Below are 18,358 nucleotides of genomic sequence, written 5' to 3'. Positions count from 1 at the left end.
AAAGCAGATCAAACGTTGCCCTCAGCTGAACAAGCAATAGGTAAAGTTATTAGTACTTTCAAGAGAGCAAGAATAGAGTATGTAATTATTGAAAAGAATACTGAAACAGAACTATTCTTTAGAAGACCTTACTACAGTCATGGTGGAAGCGCAGAAGGAAAAAAAGTAGGCAGTGCAGAAATCTACAAAGTAGAATAAAAGGATTTCGTAGGGTGCGTCGTGACGCACCATTGAACTTAAATTATTTTGTAAAGGTAAGCGGTGCGTCACGACGCACCCTACGATATGAAGGAAATCAAACCTTCACCGCATGAACCAGGTAACGTAATGGCCCGCCCACTTCCAAGGTGTTGAATGGGTAACAGGTGACCAGAGTAAGTTGATTGATGCCTCTATCTTGAATCTGGTCAGTTTCAATATTGTGAATTTCTATCCCTGTCACTTTGAACTGATGAACCTCACCATATTTATCCTGAATGGCAATCTCATCACCCGCTTTGAGGTATTGCAGGAACTCAAAGTGTGTATCTCGGTGGCCGCCTAGAATCGTATGGCCGGGTTGTTCGGGCAAATTGCTCGATAATAGATGTCCGGGGCCAAAGGCCAAATTACGGCCCGAAGCACCGGAAAGAACCAGCTGCTCAATGTTCTGGCTGGGTACAGTCAGTTTGGCGACCGGGAAGGTATCGGCCCAGTCCCAGGGCTTATGCGGCTGTCCATCGACAAGCGTCTGTTGCCAGGCGTCTTCAAGCAAATACTGTGCAAGAATGGCTTTGGCTTTAATGTAACCGGCCTGACCAAAAGCGGTTAGGCTAATGGTCAGCAGCGCGCAGAGAACACCGTATTTGCGTATGAACGTTTTCATAATTGACTCGCTTACGCCTGAGTACGGTTACGGCGATTCAATTTGTACTGGTAGGCCAGTGCCAGTAACAAGGCAAGGAAACCAATCAGCATGGCAAGGTTGGCAACTGTACCACCCTGAGGATAGCCATGAGGTGCTTTCCAACCAGCAGGAGTACGATTCGCTAGCTGTAATTTTTTCAACTCTTCCATGACACGGGCGGGCGTCTTATCAACCGCAACCAGACTGGTGTAATCGGAAACCAGGTGATAGTCGAGTGCCGTTTGCAGGATTTGTTCACGCGACTGGTCGTAGCCGAGGTTGAAGTCGCTTTTAATGGCATCGATTTTCATGCGTGCCCAAAGACGTGCGATACCTTTATCTTTCCCATTGGTAACTGGTGGTAACTTAAATGACCAGTCATAAGATTCGGCCTGGCCTTTTACCTGAATGCTGTTATTAACGCCTTTTGGGGTGCGATAGGATACAAATAAAGGTTCGCCAAGATATAAATCACGCAGGTGGCCCGGATATAGTTCTAATTTGCTGGCGGTACCATTGCCTAAAGATTTGTTTCCTAGAGACTGGTTCTCCAGTGACAAATTTTCCAGAGCTGGATAGCGCAATTTCTTGAAAAGTTTTTCCAGCTGAGACTGCACTTCAGAAGCTTTGCCGATATAGGTAAATGTTCCACGACCATAGTTGGCGGCTTTACTCATAAAGTAGCTGTTTGGAGCTGCACCAATGCCAATGGTGAATAAGCGGTTATTACCCAGCTGATTTTCGATCATCTGGAAGATCTGACGTTCATTACCAATACTGCCATCAGTCAAAAATACCACCTGACGCAACAAAGTGCTGTTGGGTTTATCAAGTGCAAGGTTAATGGCTTTAGCAATCTCAGTGCCACCATCGGCTTCAAGAGTGGCGACAAAATATTTTGCCATTTCTAGATTTGCCTGGGTGGCTGGTACGGCTTCATCAAACAATTTTGTTGCTTCATGATCAAAGTCGATGATGTTGAAAGTATCCTCGCTACCCAATTGTGTCAGGGCATAATACAAACCCTGTTTAGCCTGTTGCATCGAATCACCAGACATGGAACCCGAAGAGTCGATCACAAAAATCATTTCACGAGGTTGAGTCTTTTGCTGAACAAAATCGTGGGTCGGTGGCAACATCATCAATACGTGATAGTTGTGTCCCTCATAACTTTCACTGAACAGAGCAACTTTAGGTTCCTGACCTAATTGGGGCTGCCAGTTAAGCACAAAATCACGTTCAGCCTGTGCTGGGTTTTCCAATTGTATAGTGTATTCATTACCAGTCTGTTGAGTAACGATTTGATGATAAGGACTTTCCAGTAATGACAGATCAAAACCAGGGTTTAAATGTACCGTAACATTAACAGGACGGTCGGGTTGTTCGCCGGTATTAAATAGAGTTGTTGCTGATGAAAGTTGAGCGCTATCATGATCAGCTAAGATGGTTTCGGAAGCTTTAGGCTGTGCACTCGAAGAAGGATACTCATAGTCATCTACAGAAGTGGATAAGGCTTGAGAAGGCTCATAGCGTGGAGTAATACCTAAAGGCATACGCACGGAAAAGTGAGTGCCATCATTATGAACCAGTTGCTGAAATTCGATGTGGATGGTGATGCTTTCGCCAGGAGCAATATTAGCCAACTTAGTGGTGAATAGATTGTCTCTAACCTGTTCTACCAGACTGGCACGCTTACCCTCGGCTTTGGCTTTTTCATAAGTTCGTTGAGCCTGTTGCTTCTCCTGAACTTCACCCTCAATGATGCGTTGGCCGATATACATCTTTAATGTATCGACCGCGGCATTTTCAGGTAGCGGAAATTGATAGACGCCTTCCAGCCATTGTTCAGACTCATTAGAGAATGTCTGCTTAACGGAAACTCGAGAAACGACACTGCTGATATGCATCTTAATGTCGGTTGAAAGCGGTAACTGTTTGAAGGTGAGGTCACTTTCCAGCGAGCGATAATTGATGCTGGAAGGAAAGAGTTCCTCATCGGCTTTGCTGACTTGATTGATACTTAAAAAGAATGTTCCCCAAAATAAAAAGAATAGTACGCGTTTCATGATTGCTCCTTACTCATTAGTTGTTATCGTTTATTAGAACAAAGGAGTGTGGCTGGATTTGTTTAGGAAAATGGGCAGTGATTATGAAATGTGGCAGAAAAGAGGCAGGTGCTTTTACCAAATAAAAGCACCTTATATGCCGCAGTTTGAAATTATAGCTTAATCAACCAGATAATATTGTAAGGTTGAAACCACACGAACGTTTTTGATGTGTGGCGTATTGCTGTCACGATCGGATATGCTGAATTGACCTTGGCTGGCAGTTCGTAACTTTCCAAGAGCACTGTTCGAGTCCTGCGCGAACTTGTCAGCAACCATCCGGGCATTCTGTGTCGCCTCTTCAATCATGGCTGGCTTGATATCATTCAGTCCACTAAACAGAAACTCCGTGCGAGCCATGTAGTCATCACTATTAATGACGATACCTTTCTCGGTAAGATCGATTAACTGCTTACGAGTTTCAATAACTTTGTCCACCTGCGACGTATAAACATTCACTGTGATATTGGCTGTATAACGGAATCCCCCTCTCTCCCCACCATACTGCTGTGCCTGTTTGTCGAATATGGTCGGTGCGCCAGTAGTGATTTCGTCTTCTTTGAAGCCTTGATTTAACAAGAAGCTTTTTATGTCTGAAGTTTGTTGAGTGATGGTTTTGTAGAGTTCGTCCAGTTGATCGCTGCCGGTATTAAAGCGAATAGGAAAGATGGCGATATCGGCTTTAACCTCTCTTTCAGCTAAACCTTTCACCGTAACCATACGGTCCATCTTTTTAAAATCAATTAAGGCATTGGCCATCAGATAACCGGTGGCGAGAATACCCAGACCGACAAAAAGGCCAGCCAGTGCAACAGAAAGTTTCTTACCCATAACGATTCCTTGTAACTATTGTTGAGATGCTATTCATCATAGCAGAGCTTCGTAATAGGAAAAGTATAACAATCAGATAAATTGGGGCAAAAAAATGGCCTGCAGAAGCAGGCCGAACAGTCTCTTTGGGTAGAGAGGTTATGAAACGTTCTTTTAGGCTGGTTGCAGAGACTTCAGGTCGACAATGACTCGACCGAAAGGCCATACACCCAGTTTAACCATTTTGAAGTGCTGAATGCCGAATGGAATACCAATAATAGTCAGGCATAGGAACAGGCCCCAGAACAAGTGGTTTAGAACCACCCAGAACCCACCAAATACTAACCAGATAACATTCAGCAACACATTGGGCACACCGGCTAACGGCTGGTTGTCACGCATACGGGTATCCTGTCCGAATGGAAACAGCGAGAAAATGGCCAGCTTAAACAGCTGTACACCCCACGGGATTCCGATAAGAGTCAGACACAAAGCTATACCACCTGCGATATAGCCTAGAAAGACAAAAATTCCGCCAAACAAAAGCCATAGAATATTTAATAAGAGTGACATAGCATTATCTCCTGCTGTAACTATAGTTTTATTTAAGCGCAATCAAGGAAAGGGATAAAGCAATCAAAAGCAACAAAATCCCATAAAATGTTAACAGGTGTTGCGCTTGTAACAGAGGGTAATGGTTAAAGCTTTAATTTAAAAAGATTGATGGCGGTTGTGCTATTGTCGAAATAATCCTGTCGCTGAAAGGTAAAACCGATACGGGCCAATAGAGATTCTGAAATTGTGTTATCCGGAGATGTTATGGCATAGATTGTTGCAAGCTTTAACTGCCTTGCATGTTGCACCACTGCCACTGATGATTCTTTAGCAAAACCTTTGCCACAGTACTCAGGCATTAGAGCAAAACCAATATCTGGGGCGTCGAGATAGTCTCGTTGAATAAGACCATTGACCCCGAGTGGTTGGTGGGTCTCTTTATCTTCCACCAGATACAACCAGAAACCAAACTGTTGATAGTTATCTTCGACTTTCGAAATAAAAGCTTCAGCATCCTGTACCGAATGGATACCGCGATCACCAATGTATTTAATAAAGCTGGGTTGGTTATAGAGTTCGAAAATAAATTTTGCATCAGGAGCTTTTATATAACGAAGACGTAGTCGTTCGGTTTCGGCGATGAGCATAGGGAGTGATTTATAGTTAATGTATGATTACTTTGCCATAAATAACAAGATAAAAGAAATAGTATAAATCCAAATAATACGTCATACCGCGGCTTGACCGCGGTATCCAGTGCCGTTCGATATTTCTTACCAATTCAAGAAGGTTTACCGTTTTTTTTATTTCATTCACTAGCGTTTCTAACGACGTTCTTTTTCAATAATAAAAGTCGCTGGATACCGCGGTCAAGCCGCGGTATGACAGGGAGAGAGGTTCAGTAAAGTGAAGTGCTAAGGACAAGTCATGACTTATCCCTACAAGTGGGCCTCAGTTAAAGGAAAGTATCAGACATAAAAAAACCGGCTACAGGAGCCGGTCTTTTTAAAGCTTTGTCAGACTTCTTAGAACAAGTCTTTGCAGGTCTCAGCTTCTTCCTGTAACTCTTTTTGTGACTCGATCATTTTGTCTTTAATGAAGTCAGATACTTCCAGACCTTGAACGATTTCGTAGTCACCGTTTTTGCAAACTACTGGGTAAGAGTAGATTAAGCCTTCTTCGATACCGTAGCTGCCATCTGAAGGAACGGCCATGCTAACCCAGTCGCCTTCCGCTGAACCTAATACCCAATCATGCATGTGGTCAAGGATGGCGTTGGCAGCTGAAGCCGCTGATGAAGCACCACGCGCTGCGATAACTGCTGCGCCACGCTTAGCAACGATTGGCATGAACTCTTCTTTAGCCCATGTAGCATCAACTTTATCCGCTGCATTCTCACCGTTAACTGTGGCGAAAGAAATGTCAGGTACCTGAGTAACTGAGTGGTTACCCCAGATAATCATTTTCTTGATAGAAGCGATTTCAGCATCTGCTTTTTCAGCAAGCTGATAAATAGCACGGTTATGATCAAGACGAGTCAATGCTGTGATGTTGCGCTGATTGATGCTTGGTGCATTTTTGGCAAGGATATAAGCATTGGTGTTAGCTGGATTGCCAACTACACAGATTTTGATGTTTTTGTCAGCAACCTGATCAATCACTTTACCAAGGGCACTGAAAATTTTGCCGTTATCGGTTAACAGGTCTTTACGCTCCATGCCCGGGCCACGCGGCTTAGCACCAACCATCAGGCCGATGTTTGCATCTTTAAAGGCTACCGCAGGATCGTCTGTTACAACGATATCTTTAACCAATGGGAATGCGCAGTCATTCAGTTCCATAGCAACCGCTTCACACACTTTAAGCGCTGGAGTGATTTCTAGAAGGTTAAGAATTACTGGCTGATCTTTGCCTAGCATTTCACCGCTGGCGATGCGGAATAATAGAGAGTAACAAATTTGGCCGGCTGCACCGGTAACAGTAACGCGAACAGGCTGTTTCATTCCTGAATCCTCAGTTGATTGAGATGATGAAATTAAGGGCGCAACTTTACCATAAACAAAGGCTAAATCCTATGATCGACGGGCGATAAAGCGGGGTTTTACAGGAAAATCTGACTGGATTTTACAATGAAGCGTTACGCTTAAACGTCAGCAAACTCCTGACGAGCGCCAAGCCAGCGTTGGCAGATTTTATGGGCCAGCTCATTATTTTCGGCAATTAAATCATGCGCTTGTTGCTGTATGGCCGGAATCAACTCTGCATCGCGTACCAGATCCGCAAACCTTAAGCTGACTTCGCCGGTCTGGCGAGTGCCCAGCATTTCACCTGGACCCCGTAAGCGCAGGTCTTCTTCGGCAATTACGAAGCCATCATTGGTTTCGCGCATGACCTGAATACGCGCTTTGGCATTATCGGATAGTGGGTGCTGATAAAGCAGTACGCAGTGACTTTCAACTGAACCTCGTCCGACCCGACCACGCAATTGATGGAGCTGTGATAAGCCCAGCCGTTCGGGATTCTCGATGACCATCAAGCTGGCATTAGGAACATCCACGCCCACTTCAATCACCGTAGTTGCCACCAGAATATCCAGCTCCCCTTGTTTAAACTTATCCATCACCATCTGTTTCTGCTCGGGCTTTAAGCGACCATGCAGCAGACCAACTCGGCAATCTGGCAGTTGCTGTGTCAGCAGGTTGGCCGCGGATTCGGCCGCCTGACATTGGATTTCTTCGGACTCGTCGATCAGGGTGCATACCCAATAGACCTGACGATTTTCATCTCGACAGGCGGTTTCAATGCGCTTGATAACCTGATCGCGTTTTTGATCGGCCAGCGCCACAGTCTGCACTGGTGTCCGCCCTGGTGGTAGTTCATCAATAATCGATACATCCATATCTGCATAAACGGTCATGGCCAAAGTGCGCGGGATCGGTGTCGCCGTCATCATCAGCTGATGTAGTTGCATGCCTTCGGGGGCTTTCTGTTTGAGCATCAGGCGTTGATTGACGCCAAAGCGGTGCTGTTCGTCAATGATCGCCAGGCCGAGCTTGTGATACTCAACGCCTTTCTGGAACAGTGCATGGGTGCCGACAATCAGTTTGGCTTCTCCGCTGGCGATTGCTTCAAGTGCAGCTTTGCGCTGGCTGGCTGTGAGCTTACTGGCTAGAAACACGCAGGGAATATCCATGGCCTCAAACCACTGACTAAAGGATTGATAATGCTGATCGGCCAATAGTTCGGTTGGCGCCATGACCGCCACCTGATAGCCAGCTTCAATCGCTTGCAGAGCAGCTTGTGCCGCGACCAGGGTTTTGCCTGCACCGACATCACCTTGCAGTAAACGGAGCATGGGGTGCGGTTGTTCCAGATCAGTAATGATTTCCTCTATGACACTTTTCTGGGCCGCAGTGGGTTTAAAAGGCAGCTGTTGTAACAGTTGACCCTGCAACTTGCCTGAATGTTTCAGAACCGGGGCGGTGTAATCTTTTTGCTGATTTCGTTGTAATAACAGACTCAGTTGCTGTGCCAATAATTCTTCACTGATCAGGCGGCGCACTGCAGGTGTCTGGTTGGATTCCAGTTGTGCTAAATCGGCATCTTTGGGTGGTGAATGAATCCAGGCCAAAGAAGCATTGATATCGGATAATTTGAGCGACTGCATGATTGATGCAGGCAACAGGTTTTCAATCGGGTGCTTTTTCAGTAATGTTACCGCCTGCTTCATCATGTGCCTGAAGCTGGCCTGGTGGAGGCCTTCGGTGGCTGGATAAATGGGCGTTAAGGATTCCAGTAAAGGGGCCGAAGTGCCTGAATTAATGGCGGTTAGTTCAGGATGCACCATGGAAAATTGAAAACCATAGCGTCTGACTTCACCAAAGGCATAAAACTCAGCGCCACGTTGCAGCCTTTGTTGTTGCCCTTTGTTGAAATAGAAGAATCGGAAATCAATACTGGCGCTTTCATCGCTGGCTCGACACACCAATGAGCGGCGTTTACCGTACTTCACCTGCGCCAGTTCAACCGTAACTTTAATTAAAGCCCGCTCGCCATCTTTTAAAGAAGCAATGCTCCTAACCCTGGTTCTGTCTTCGTAACGTAAAGGCAGGTGGAACAATAAATCGAGAACTGATTGGATATGCAACTTTTCCAATTTCTCAGCAACTTTAGGGCCTACTCCTTTTAAACTGGTGCAGGGAAGTTTTTCCAAATTAATATCTGCTGCGAGTTTGGATATGGCCATCAGTCGAGGGGTTTGGCACCTTCAATGGTGATTTGCGATAGGGCGTTATTGATAATCTCCAAAGCCTTTTTACGTGGGAAGCTGCGTCGGAAAGCAAGTGCCACTTTGCGGCTTGGGATTGGTTTATCAAACTCTCGAGTGACCAGGCCTAACTTTTCGTTATGGAAGTTGGCGGCTGAGCGTGGAATAACACTGATTCCCAATCCACTGGCGACCATCTGACGAATCGTTTCGATGGAACTGCCGGTAATCCAGTCTTTCTGCGGGTTTAAGCTAGAGTCTTTGCATTGCGGGCAGGCTTCAATCACCTGGTCACGGAAGCAGTGCCCAGCACCCAGCATGATCATGACTTCATCGGCGATATCGACAATGTGCAATTTATCGCGCTTTACCCAGGGATGCTTTTCAGGCAACAGAGCGATGAACTCTTCTTCATAAAGCGGAATAACATCGACTTCAGGTTCTTCGAAAGGAAGTGCAACGAAAATAACATCCAGTTCGCCATTGCGAAGTTTGGTGCGTAAGTTATGGGTGTAATCCTCATCAATATGCAGTGGCATTTTCGGTGCCAGCTTTTTCAGCATGGGGATTAACGATGGTAGTAGATAAGGGCCAATAGTGAATATTGCGCCAATTTTTAATGGGCCATCCAGCTGATCAGAGTTTTGCTTAGCCATCTGCTTTAATTGGCTAACCTGCTCAAGAATATGCTGAGCCTGCTCAATAATAGGTTTGCCTTCGGGAGTCACTTTAACGTCTGATTTGCTGCGCTCGAACAGGGTAACGCCAAGCTGTTCTTCCAGCTTGCGAACACCAACACTTAAGGTGGGTTGGCTGACAAAGCAGGCCTCTGCGGCACGCCCAAAATGGCGTTCGCGAGCGACTGCAACAATATATCTAAACTCTGTTAATGTCATATTTGATAGCCTCTGCCTATCTATGATCAGGAAGTGACGCAAAGAAGTCAATGACTATCAGGCTTATCGCGTCATTTAAATGTGAAGATCAATAAGGCTTACGAGCAATAAACAAGGATAGCGGTCGCTTGTCACGAAGTACATGGATTTGGTCTAGCAGTATGTCCCAGTCGGCAAACTTTTCTGCCAGCTCACCAGGTTGCAGAAGGAAAGCTGGCTTTTTGGGACTGCCGTACTTTGCCGCATCTTTCATGAAGGTATGAATAGCCACCATACTGCCGGCAGGTAAATGCTGGTGGTAAAGATCCAGTAATGGTCGGTGCAAATATCGGCACTGCAAAACAAGCGACGGCTTCTGAAGATGAATCAACTGAATCAGCTGGTCATACTCTTCTTCGCAATTGAGTTTGATGGGGGTGACATCAACCTGCCAGCGCTCGATGAAATTGCTGATCCGCTCCATGGCCATTGGGTTGCGGTCAATGGCTAGCACCTGAAAGCCATGTAACCCCAAAAAGATACTGTCTCGACCAGAACCGCAGCCGATATCGAAAGCCAGTGGGTCAGTACCGGGTAAATGCTGTTCGATTAATTCGATATAGTTTTCCAGTAAAGGGCTGGCACGCCACAGTCGCCGGCTGTTGGGATCACTGACCAGCTCCTCCTGCTCAAATTCTTCTGCCAATAATATTGCTTCAATCGGATATTGCTGGCGTTCAAACAAGTCTTTAACTTTCTGTTGCTCGTCAGACGAGGTAAATAAAATTAACGGGGAGCCTTTGGGTGGAAGTTCATACCAGCAATCTTCAATTTCCGATAAAGGGAGATTAGTAGAGCCCTGAATATGGCCCTGTCGAAATTCATCAACAGGGCGCAAATCAATAATGGGTAAATCAGTGTTTTCTAAAAGCTTGGAATTTGCCATAAGTGAGTGAGCGCCATAGCCATTCGAGTGGGCCGTAGTGGAAGCGGTTAAGCCACCATGATGACCAGAAAAGTTGTACTAAAAACACTATCGCAACAATGCCCATTAACTGCAAGCGGGAAAGCTCGGTAAATAAACCTAGGCCGAAGCTATAGAAGATGGTGGTGCAAATAATGCTTTGCATTAGGTAATTGGTGAAGGCCATTCGTCCAACAGCTTCCAGCGCATTTCGTAATTTGATTGCTGCCGAGGATTTGATCCATAAAGCAAATAAGGCGATATAGCCAATCGCAATAAAGACGGCTGCGATATTGGTCAGTGTCATATAAGAAAACATTAACGACTCAAAGCTGAAACCGTGAGTAAACAGCTGCTTCATATCCCAGGCGGTTAAACTGAAGCCAATCAACAGGCAGATGATAGCCAGCGTGATATAAAAAGAACGCGAGCGTGCAGCTGTTAGAACCCCGTATTGGTAAAGCGCCATACCCAATAGCATGGAGCCGCCTATTCTAAAAATACCAAAGGTTAACCCCATGGATAAAACATTCTCCAGAAAGAAATCAATTCGGTCACTCACTTGAGCTGCATAAGAAGTAATGTAAGGCAGGGTCTCTTCATCAATGGTTGTCTGATCGGGATAGAACATCGAGAACATAAACTCGAGATCTTCCGCTGGGATCTTATCAAGATGAAAAGAGACCATTGCCATATAGAGGGAATACAGAGCAATTAGAACGATACCGGTAATCAGCTTGGTTTTAGCGCTGGTATCGGTAAAAAGGAAAACCCAAAGACCCATGCAGGCATAGATAAATAAAATATCGCCAAGCCAGATCAGAAGTGCATGAATCAAACCAAAAACAATGAGCCAGAACATTCGGAAATAATGATACCTGGCGGCAGAAACGCCTTTCTCCCTGGCTCTGTCCGCCATCAGCAAAATACCGGCGCCAAACAGCATGGAGAAGATGGTATAGAACTTCTGATCAGCAAAGATATGCGTAAAAGACCAAACCCAGAGATCCGAAGCAGTAGCCTCGCCTAGTGCATGGGGATTCATGTAGTAAGCAAAAATATTGGAAAAGCCGTAGATATTCATGATCAGAATACCAAGAACGGCAATACCGCGAATTAAATCAAGCGAGTGAAATCGCTTTTCACTGGAAGTGGGTAGCAAAGCAGTTGTCATGACTAATCCCTTAGAAATATGATTTTAGAATTGTCATGACAATATATAACAATAAGGTTTCAGGCAATAGTACTAAAAAGTAACAAGCTGTTGATCGATTCCTTTATTCAGGTTGTGGGCAGGTCAGAGATATTTTTATGGGGGATTCGCCCATCATGACGGCCTGTGTTCTGACCGGAACAATAAAGGTATTGTTGTCCTGGAAATTAGCTGCCGCCGATGATAACTCATTATCTTGTCTGGCTATGCGAATATGAGCCTGTGCAAATTTGCAACCACAGTGAGCAACGCTCTGCTGTAGATTGTATTGAATTTCCAGCCAGCTAAAAGGATAGGGAGTCTTGCTTTTGAACAAGGTATGACCGGTTATGGTAATACATTGGTTCAATGAGTTATCGAACTCTAACGACAATGGCTCGTGAAGATCCTGTTGCTTTGTAGCGCATGAAGAGCTTACAAGAGTAATTGCGATGAGCGCTAATTTCCTTAATAAGTTCACCAATATTTCCTTCCTGATAAATGCTGACTAAGTGGACTTAATTTGCTTACGCAACTTATTCCATTCCGGATCATCAATGTCACCAAACTCATCCATTTTCGGATAACGAATTTGGTGCTTGTCGCAAAACTTGGTAATGGTCGGGTGCAAGGCTTTGAAGCAGATTTCATCGACTTCTGCCTGAGGTATTTTGCATTCGCCATACATGTCGGCATTGGAACGTTGGCGTTGTGCTTCGTAAAGAATCAGTGCAGTTGCTACCGAAACATTGAGTGACTGAACCATGCCGACCATCGGAATAATCACGTGCTCATCTGCAAGTTCGGCTGCCTCATCAGAAACACCGACAAGCTCGGAGCCAACTAGAATACAGGTGGGTTTGGTGTAGTCGATAGAACGAAAATCAACCGCCTTGTCTGAGAGATGTGCTGCCAGAACTTGCATGCCCTGCGCTTTCATTTCTGCAATACCAGACTTGAGGGTGTCATGCTTATGAGTAGTAACCCAACGTTTACTGCCACTGGAAGTGTGGTGGCCGGAGTAACGCACGCCCTCGGGGAATACAGCATGGACATGTCCAATGCCAACAGCATCAGCGGTGCGTACAATGGCTGCCAGGTTATGAGGTTTATGAACCTCATCCATAAAAACCGTCAGATCCGGCTGACGGTTAGACAGTAGGGTTAAAATTTTCTGTAAACGCTCAGGACTACGCGGTTGCACACTTTAGTCCTCATCTAAACTTACAATAGCATCCATTTCAATTTGCGCACTTTTCGGCAATTCTTTAACGCCGATTGCTGCGCGAGCTGGATAAGGCTGTTCGAAATACTGCGCCATGATCTCGTTAACGGTTGCAAAATGACCCAGATCGATCATGAAGATATTCAGTTTAGAAATATGATTCAAAGTGGCGCCCGCTGCTTCACAGACCGCGCTCAAATTTTTGAAAACCTGATGAACCTGATCTTCGAATGATTCAACTAATTCCATGGTTTCTGGAATCAATGGGATCTGGCCTGAAAGATAAACGGTATTACCCGCCTTTACAGCCTGTGAATAAGTGCCAATGGCAGCTGGTGCTTTATCAGTTTGAATAATGGTTTTGCTCACAGCAGTTTCCTTAAAGAGGTTATATAAAGTTCTAATTAAGGGTGACGATGAACTTTGTTGACGAAAGGAATGACCCTTAATTTTTTGATGATATTTGCCAGATGGACACGATTGCGAACGCCCATCTGGAAGGTAAGAATATTGGTAGAACCATCCAGTTCATTAATATCGACGTTAACTATATTGGCTTCCTGGTTAGAAATAATATTAGTAATTTGTGCCAGTACACCGCGTTGATTGAATACTTCGATTCGAAGCTCGGCTATAAAGTCACCCTGCACATCATCTGACCATTGCACAGGTACATAGCGGTCATTGTGCTTGTGCGCACGTTGCACATTGGGACAAGTTTCACGATGAATGGTGAATCCTTTACCTGCGCTAACATAAGCCAGAATCGGATCGCCAGGTATAGGACGACAGCAACGTGCATATTTGACCACAAGGCCTTCAGTGCCTTTAATGGCTAATGGAGCCTGATCCTTTTGTGGCATTTCGACAACCGTATCATCGCTCTCCTGCTGATCGCTGGTTAAACGATGCGCGACCAGAACGCTGGCGATTTTGCCGAGCCCAATGCCAGCCAGCATTTCATCAACGCTATCGTGATGTGTAATCTTGGCTACTGACTCCAGTTGCTCAGGCGGAAAATCTTCAAGCGGACTTTTGAGGACCTGCTCAAGTAAACGCCGACCAAGGTGGACCGCTTCATCCTGACGAATGTTTTTAACAAAATTACGGATATTGGAACGGGCTTTACCAGTTACCACATAGCTAAGCCAGGCCGGGTTGGGTTTGGCTCCCGGAGCAGTGATAATCTCAACGGTTTTACCATTGCTCAATGGCGTACTTAGTGGTGAAAACTGCTTATCGATTTTACATGCGATACAGCTGTTACCAACATCGGTGTGAATGGCATAAGCGAAATCAACCGGGGTTGCGCCTTTGGGTAGTTCAATAATCTTACCCTTTGGTGTGAAGACATAGACTTCATCAGGATAGAGGTCAATCTTGACGTTCTCTACGAACTCAATCGAATCGCCTGCGTTTTGCTGTAGTTCAATCAGGCTTTGTAGCCACTCGCGTGCTTTAGTTTCGGCTGGATGAGCACTACCTGTTTTATATAACCAGTGCGCTGCAACGCCATGCTCCGCCATCTGATTCATCAGCTCGGTGCGGATCTGCACTTCAATATGCATACCGGTCTTGTTGCGAAGGACGGTGTGCAGTGATTGATAGCCGTTGGCTTTGGGGATTGCGATGTAATCTTTGAAACGACCGGGTATGGGTTTGAACAGGTTGTGAATTTGACCAAGGATGCGGTAACAGGAGTCTTCGGAATCGGTGATGACGCGGAAGGCGTAAATGTCCATCACCTCGTTAAATGTCCCCACCTTGTCGCGCATCTTTTTATAAATACTGTAAACGCTTTTTTCGCGACCAATGACCTTGCTGGTAATGCGGGCATCTTTCAGTCGCGTTCGTAACTGATCAGTAATTCGCTCAACGATTTCTTTGCGGTGACCGCGTACTTTTCTGACCGAGTGCTGCAGGATTCGATAACGCAAGGGATACATATTGGCGAAGCCCAAAAGCTCCAGTTGTTCCTTGAGTCGATAGATACCGAGGCGATTGGCAATCGGTGCATAAATCTCAAGTGTTTCCCGTGCAATGCGACGGCGTTTATCAGGGCGCAGTGCGCCAAGCGTTTGCATATTGTGCAGGCGGTCGGCCAGTTTGATGAGAATAACGCGAATATCCTGCGTCATGGCCATCATCATTTTACGGAAGTTTTCCGCCTGAGCCTGTTCTTTAGATTGGAAATCAATCTGAGTCAGTTTACTGACACCTTCCACCAGATCTGCAACCGTTTCACCAAACTCAGTAGTCAGATCCTGCTTTGTCACATCGCAGTCCTCTATCACATCATGCATCAAGGCAGCCATGATGGTTTGATGATCAAGGTGTAGCTCAGCGAGGATATGCGCAGCGGCGACAGGATGTGTAATGTAGGGGTCACCGCTGGAGCGCATTTGTCCGTCATGTGCACGCTCCGCTAGCTTATAAGCGCGCTCAATATCGGCAACCTGGTTTTGTTCAAGGTAGCCGCCGAGCACATCCCGTAAACTTTCGAAATGCGACATATCGGACATCAATAATAAACCTTAATTTTCGTGCTTATTAAAACAGAACTGGTCTTTGTTCACGCTCGCGCTTTGCTGCGCGCTCGTCTGCTTCAACCGTTTCACGAGTTGTTAAGCTTTCTTCAATTTCACGTAAAGCAACAACCGTTGGTTTGTCGTTATCCCAATCCACTTTTGGATCGTGGCCACCAGTTGCGATCTGACGAGCGCGTTTTGCCGCTAACATAATCAAATCAAAACGATTACCAACTTTCTCAACAGCATCTTGTACCGTTACACGTGCCATAATTTACCTCTTACACTCAAAATGTGGCTAATTCGCCAGGGGGTTAATTCAGTGCTTTAAGTCGGCTTTTAGCAAAAAACCAGTGAATAAAGCGTAAAAAAGACTGTATTAATGCGTATGGAATAAGTTTACCGTAAAAAACCGTCTACTCCATAGTATCTGATAGCAGGTTATTGATTAAATGATGCTGACGGATCTTCTGACTTTCAATGCGCAGGCGACGTGCGGTGAAAATGGCCGCCAGTTCATCACAGGCGATATCAAAGTCATCATTGATCACCACATAATCGTATTCGTCGTAGTGTTTCATTTCTGCAGTAGCAGCCGCCATTCGTCTGGCAATTACTTCATCACTATCCTGACCGCGGTTGGTTAGGCGACTCAGTAATTCTTCACGTGATGGAGGCAGAATAAAAATACCGCATGACTCAGGCATTAACTTGCGAACCTGACGCGCACCCTGCCAGTCAATTTCCAGAATCACATCATGACCATCGACCAGTTGTGCTTCCAGCCAGTCGCGGCTGGTACCATAAAAGTTATCGAAAACTTGTGCATGCTCTAAAAAACGGTGCTCAGTCAGCATCTGCTGGAAAGTGGTCTGATCGATAAAATGATAATCAACGCCGTCCTGCTCGCCAGGTCTTTGTGGGCGAGTCGTATGCGAAATCGAAACCTTTAGTTCGGGCAATTTTCGAAGAACAGCCTTCAATAGGCTTGTCTTACCTGCCCCAGAAGGTGCCGAAACCACATAAAGGGTACCTTTAGCGATGGTGTTGATAGGCGTCATAGTCGTCATCAAATCCTGCTATATCCAAATCCAGAGAATAAAGTTCAACCAAGCCAAACCTTTATAGCACAAGGCCTGCAGGGATAATAGGGCTTGGAGGGTCAAACGGAAAACACAAAGGCGCGATCATAACACAAGACAAAGCTTGCGCGGTATAGAAAGTAGGCAATTATTCCTCTAATTGCTTCGGACCTCTGTTGAGGCAAGCTAAGGTACAAATTTAAACTAAAGGACAACCCATAGTTTGAGGAATAGTCGAGTTAGCACCTACTGAGGAGCGTTAGTAGTGTGCTCTAAAGCTTCAAGCTTCATGGGTGACTGGCTTTCCAAAGCATAGAACAATGAAATAATTTTCCAGTGTTTACCATCGTAAGCCAGCTGAATCGAGTTAATGCCCTTGAAAGTATCAGTTTTACCATCCTGAGTTCTTTCGGATAACGCAATGCTTTGAACAGAAGCCCAGTTGTCATAGAGGTAGGTTATGCGGTCAAGTTCTATCTCGGTAAACGAGTAAGGATTAACTTTATCGATTCGAGTCAGAAAGTCTGACTTTGTGAGTTGTGACAATTCACTTTGGTTTGACTCTTGTCTTATCCCTGTAATGACAGCATTGTCATGAAATAAATCATTTAATACTTTTATGTCGGGACCACTGTCGGCTTCGTGGGATAATCCAGTCCATAACCGATTTACTGCTTCGGTCAGTTGATTGGCTTTTTCATCCTGTGGATAGTGCTCCTTGGCTACAAGAGTGCAAGCTGCCAAGGACATTAGTAAGACGAGTATTCTGAATAGGTTAAACTTCATTGTCAGCAGAACTTATTGATTTTGTTAGAGCATAATATACCAATAGCATATTTTGTTTAGCGGGATTTTGTTTCTAAATATAACTGACAAAATCAAATAGTCAGCTTACTTCTGTGCTGCGCGGGTTAACCGATCCCAGATATCCAGCCAGGCTGCGTCGGTAGGTGGTGCTTCAATCCACAGTTCGTCGCAGCCCTTGCCGTCCATTTCGAATAATGCCGAAAAGAACCGCTGACGGTAGGACTGGTGGTCACTTGGCATTTGGATCAGGTGGTGACCGCGGAAACTTTCCAGCGAATTTGAATATAAGATCGCGCCAACAGTTTTACATTCTGGCAGTGGGTTTGAAATGATCTGCTCACGATTTAGGATCTTAATTCTGGCGCTGGGCTGGTAGTGCTTTTTCTTGTTGCCAGAGACTGCATGTTGGTGCTTTTTGGGAGTCACAACAGGCACTGTCAAATAGGGTGCGAGATAGGCAGCGGATATTGGCCCTGAACGTAATATCTGGGCTCTGTCTTTACCCACTTTCAATATTGTGGACTCGGTGCCTACCGCACAGTTCCCACCATCGAGAACCGCAGCAATTTTGCCATCAAGACCAGCGAGAACCTGTTCAGCGCTGGTGGGGCTGAGTTTTTGATAGGGGTTTGCTGATGGTGCCGCAATTGCGAGATTAAAATCTCTAAGCAGTCCAAGTAACACGGGGTGTGCCGGCATTCTTATGCCAATGGTTGGCAGGCCGCCGGTGATAACATCAGGTGCGTTTGAGTGACGCTCAAAAATCAGAGTCAAAGGGCCTGGCCAGAATACTTTTGTCAGACTCTCGACCCACTCTGGAATATCTGCTGCCCATCGAGATAATTGCTCGAAGCTGCCAATGTGAGTGATTAATGGGTGATCCGTCGGACGTCCCTTGGCCTTGAATATTTTGGCTACTGCTTCAGGGGTGGATGCATCGGCAGCCAGTCCATAAACGGTTTCAGTTGGGACGGCAACAAGCTCGCCAGCCTGCAGGAGTTCTCCTGCAAGCTGAACATCTTTGGGCTTGTTTGCATCAAGTCGTAGCGTTTTCATAGCTGA

The 18,358-nt window shown here is 45.6% G+C and carries 19 protein-coding genes; 1 reads left to right on the top strand and 18 read right to left on the bottom strand.

Annotated elements, in window-relative coordinates; all coding sequences use genetic code 11:
• The first annotated feature begins 15 nt into the window (after positions 1-15).
• Positions 16-198 (top strand): hypothetical protein, encoded by a 183-nt coding sequence (locus CW740_RS11445; protein WP_106647620.1) that lies wholly within the window; start codon positions 16-18, stop codon positions 196-198.
• A 97-nt stretch (positions 199-295) separates the two neighbouring features.
• Here the strand turns inward: CW740_RS11445 and CW740_RS11440 are convergent, their stop codons facing one another.
• The 18 genes from CW740_RS11440 to CW740_RS11355 all read right to left on the bottom strand — a co-directional run bounded on the left by CW740_RS11440 (position 296) and on the right by CW740_RS11355 (position 18,352).
• On the bottom strand, positions 296-865 hold the full coding sequence (locus CW740_RS11440) for a class GN sortase (RefSeq protein WP_106647619.1): 570 nt from the start codon (positions 863-865) through the stop codon (positions 296-298).
• A gap of 11 nt (positions 866-876) precedes the next feature.
• Positions 877-2,952, bottom strand: coding sequence for a marine proteobacterial sortase target protein (locus tag CW740_RS11435; protein WP_106647618.1), 2,076 nt, complete (start codon positions 2,950-2,952; stop codon positions 877-879).
• A 159-nt stretch (positions 2,953-3,111) separates the two neighbouring features.
• Positions 3,112-3,822, bottom strand: a complete 711-nt coding sequence (locus CW740_RS11430) for an SIMPL domain-containing protein (RefSeq protein WP_106647617.1) — start codon at positions 3,820-3,822, stop codon at positions 3,112-3,114.
• A 153-nt stretch (positions 3,823-3,975) separates the two neighbouring features.
• Complete coding sequence (locus CW740_RS11425) at positions 3,976-4,374, bottom strand: YccF domain-containing protein (protein WP_106647616.1); 399 nt, start codon at positions 4,372-4,374, stop codon at positions 3,976-3,978.
• A gap of 125 nt (positions 4,375-4,499) precedes the next feature.
• Positions 4,500-5,003 (bottom strand): GNAT family N-acetyltransferase, encoded by a 504-nt coding sequence (locus tag CW740_RS11420; protein ID WP_106647615.1) that lies wholly within the window; start codon positions 5,001-5,003, stop codon positions 4,500-4,502.
• A gap of 378 nt (positions 5,004-5,381) precedes the next feature.
• Positions 5,382-6,359 carry a malate dehydrogenase gene (locus CW740_RS11415; protein WP_106647614.1) on the bottom strand — a complete coding sequence of 326 codons (978 nt, stop codon included), beginning with the start codon at positions 6,357-6,359 and terminating at the stop codon, positions 5,382-5,384.
• 140 nt (positions 6,360-6,499) lie between these two features.
• Positions 6,500-8,602 (bottom strand): ATP-dependent DNA helicase RecG, encoded by a 2,103-nt coding sequence (gene recG / locus CW740_RS11410; RefSeq protein WP_106647613.1) that lies wholly within the window; start codon positions 8,600-8,602, stop codon positions 6,500-6,502.
• Positions 8,602-9,519, bottom strand: a complete 918-nt coding sequence (locus tag CW740_RS11405) for a LysR substrate-binding domain-containing protein (RefSeq protein ID WP_106647612.1) — start codon at positions 9,517-9,519, stop codon at positions 8,602-8,604. The genes recG and CW740_RS11405 overlap by 1 nt, the downstream gene beginning before the upstream one ends.
• 88 nt (positions 9,520-9,607) lie before the next feature.
• On the bottom strand, positions 9,608-10,444 hold the full coding sequence (locus CW740_RS11400; protein WP_106647611.1) for a rhodanese-like domain-containing protein: 837 nt from the start codon (positions 10,442-10,444) through the stop codon (positions 9,608-9,610).
• On the bottom strand, positions 10,413-11,636 hold the full coding sequence (locus CW740_RS11395) for a DUF418 domain-containing protein (protein ID WP_106647610.1): 1,224 nt from the start codon (positions 11,634-11,636) through the stop codon (positions 10,413-10,415). The genes CW740_RS11400 and CW740_RS11395 overlap by 32 nt, the downstream gene beginning before the upstream one ends.
• Positions 11,637-11,739: 103 nt before the next feature.
• Positions 11,740-12,135 carry a DUF2195 family protein gene (locus CW740_RS11390; protein WP_106647609.1) on the bottom strand — a complete coding sequence of 132 codons (396 nt, stop codon included), beginning with the start codon at positions 12,133-12,135 and terminating at the stop codon, positions 11,740-11,742.
• A 27-nt stretch (positions 12,136-12,162) separates the two neighbouring features.
• Positions 12,163-12,858, bottom strand: coding sequence for a tRNA (guanosine(18)-2'-O)-methyltransferase TrmH (gene trmH / locus CW740_RS11385; RefSeq protein WP_106647608.1), 696 nt, complete (start codon positions 12,856-12,858; stop codon positions 12,163-12,165).
• A 3-nt stretch (positions 12,859-12,861) separates the two neighbouring features.
• A complete protein-coding gene (locus tag CW740_RS11380; RefSeq protein WP_106647607.1) occupies positions 12,862-13,248 on the bottom strand; it encodes a RidA family protein in 387 nt (128 codons plus the stop codon).
• A 35-nt stretch (positions 13,249-13,283) separates the two neighbouring features.
• Positions 13,284-15,392, bottom strand: a complete 2,109-nt coding sequence (gene spoT, locus CW740_RS11375) for a bifunctional GTP diphosphokinase/guanosine-3',5'-bis pyrophosphate 3'-pyrophosphohydrolase (RefSeq protein ID WP_188459704.1) — start codon at positions 15,390-15,392, stop codon at positions 13,284-13,286.
• A 37-nt stretch (positions 15,393-15,429) separates the two neighbouring features.
• Positions 15,430-15,678, bottom strand: coding sequence for a DNA-directed RNA polymerase subunit omega (rpoZ, locus tag CW740_RS11370; RefSeq protein ID WP_106647605.1), 249 nt, complete (start codon positions 15,676-15,678; stop codon positions 15,430-15,432).
• Positions 15,679-15,823: 145 nt separating this feature from the next.
• Positions 15,824-16,477 carry a guanylate kinase gene (gene gmk, locus CW740_RS11365; RefSeq protein ID WP_106647604.1) on the bottom strand — a complete coding sequence of 218 codons (654 nt, stop codon included), beginning with the start codon at positions 16,475-16,477 and terminating at the stop codon, positions 15,824-15,826.
• A gap of 258 nt (positions 16,478-16,735) precedes the next feature.
• A complete protein-coding gene (locus CW740_RS11360; protein WP_157826418.1) occupies positions 16,736-17,275 on the bottom strand; it encodes a nuclear transport factor 2 family protein in 540 nt (179 codons plus the stop codon).
• Positions 17,276-17,380: 105 nt separating this feature from the next.
• A complete protein-coding gene (locus CW740_RS11355) occupies positions 17,381-18,352 on the bottom strand; it encodes an L-threonylcarbamoyladenylate synthase (RefSeq protein WP_106648190.1) in 972 nt (323 codons plus the stop codon).
• Between the last annotated feature and the right edge of the window lie 6 nt (positions 18,353-18,358).

The sequence above is a fragment of the Kangiella profundi genome, from assembly GCF_002838765.1.
GTDB lineage: Bacteria > Pseudomonadota > Gammaproteobacteria > Enterobacterales > Kangiellaceae > Kangiella > Kangiella profundi.
The sequence above is the reverse complement of the archived record's forward strand: the minus strand, read 5'-3'. Positions and strand labels throughout refer to the sequence as shown.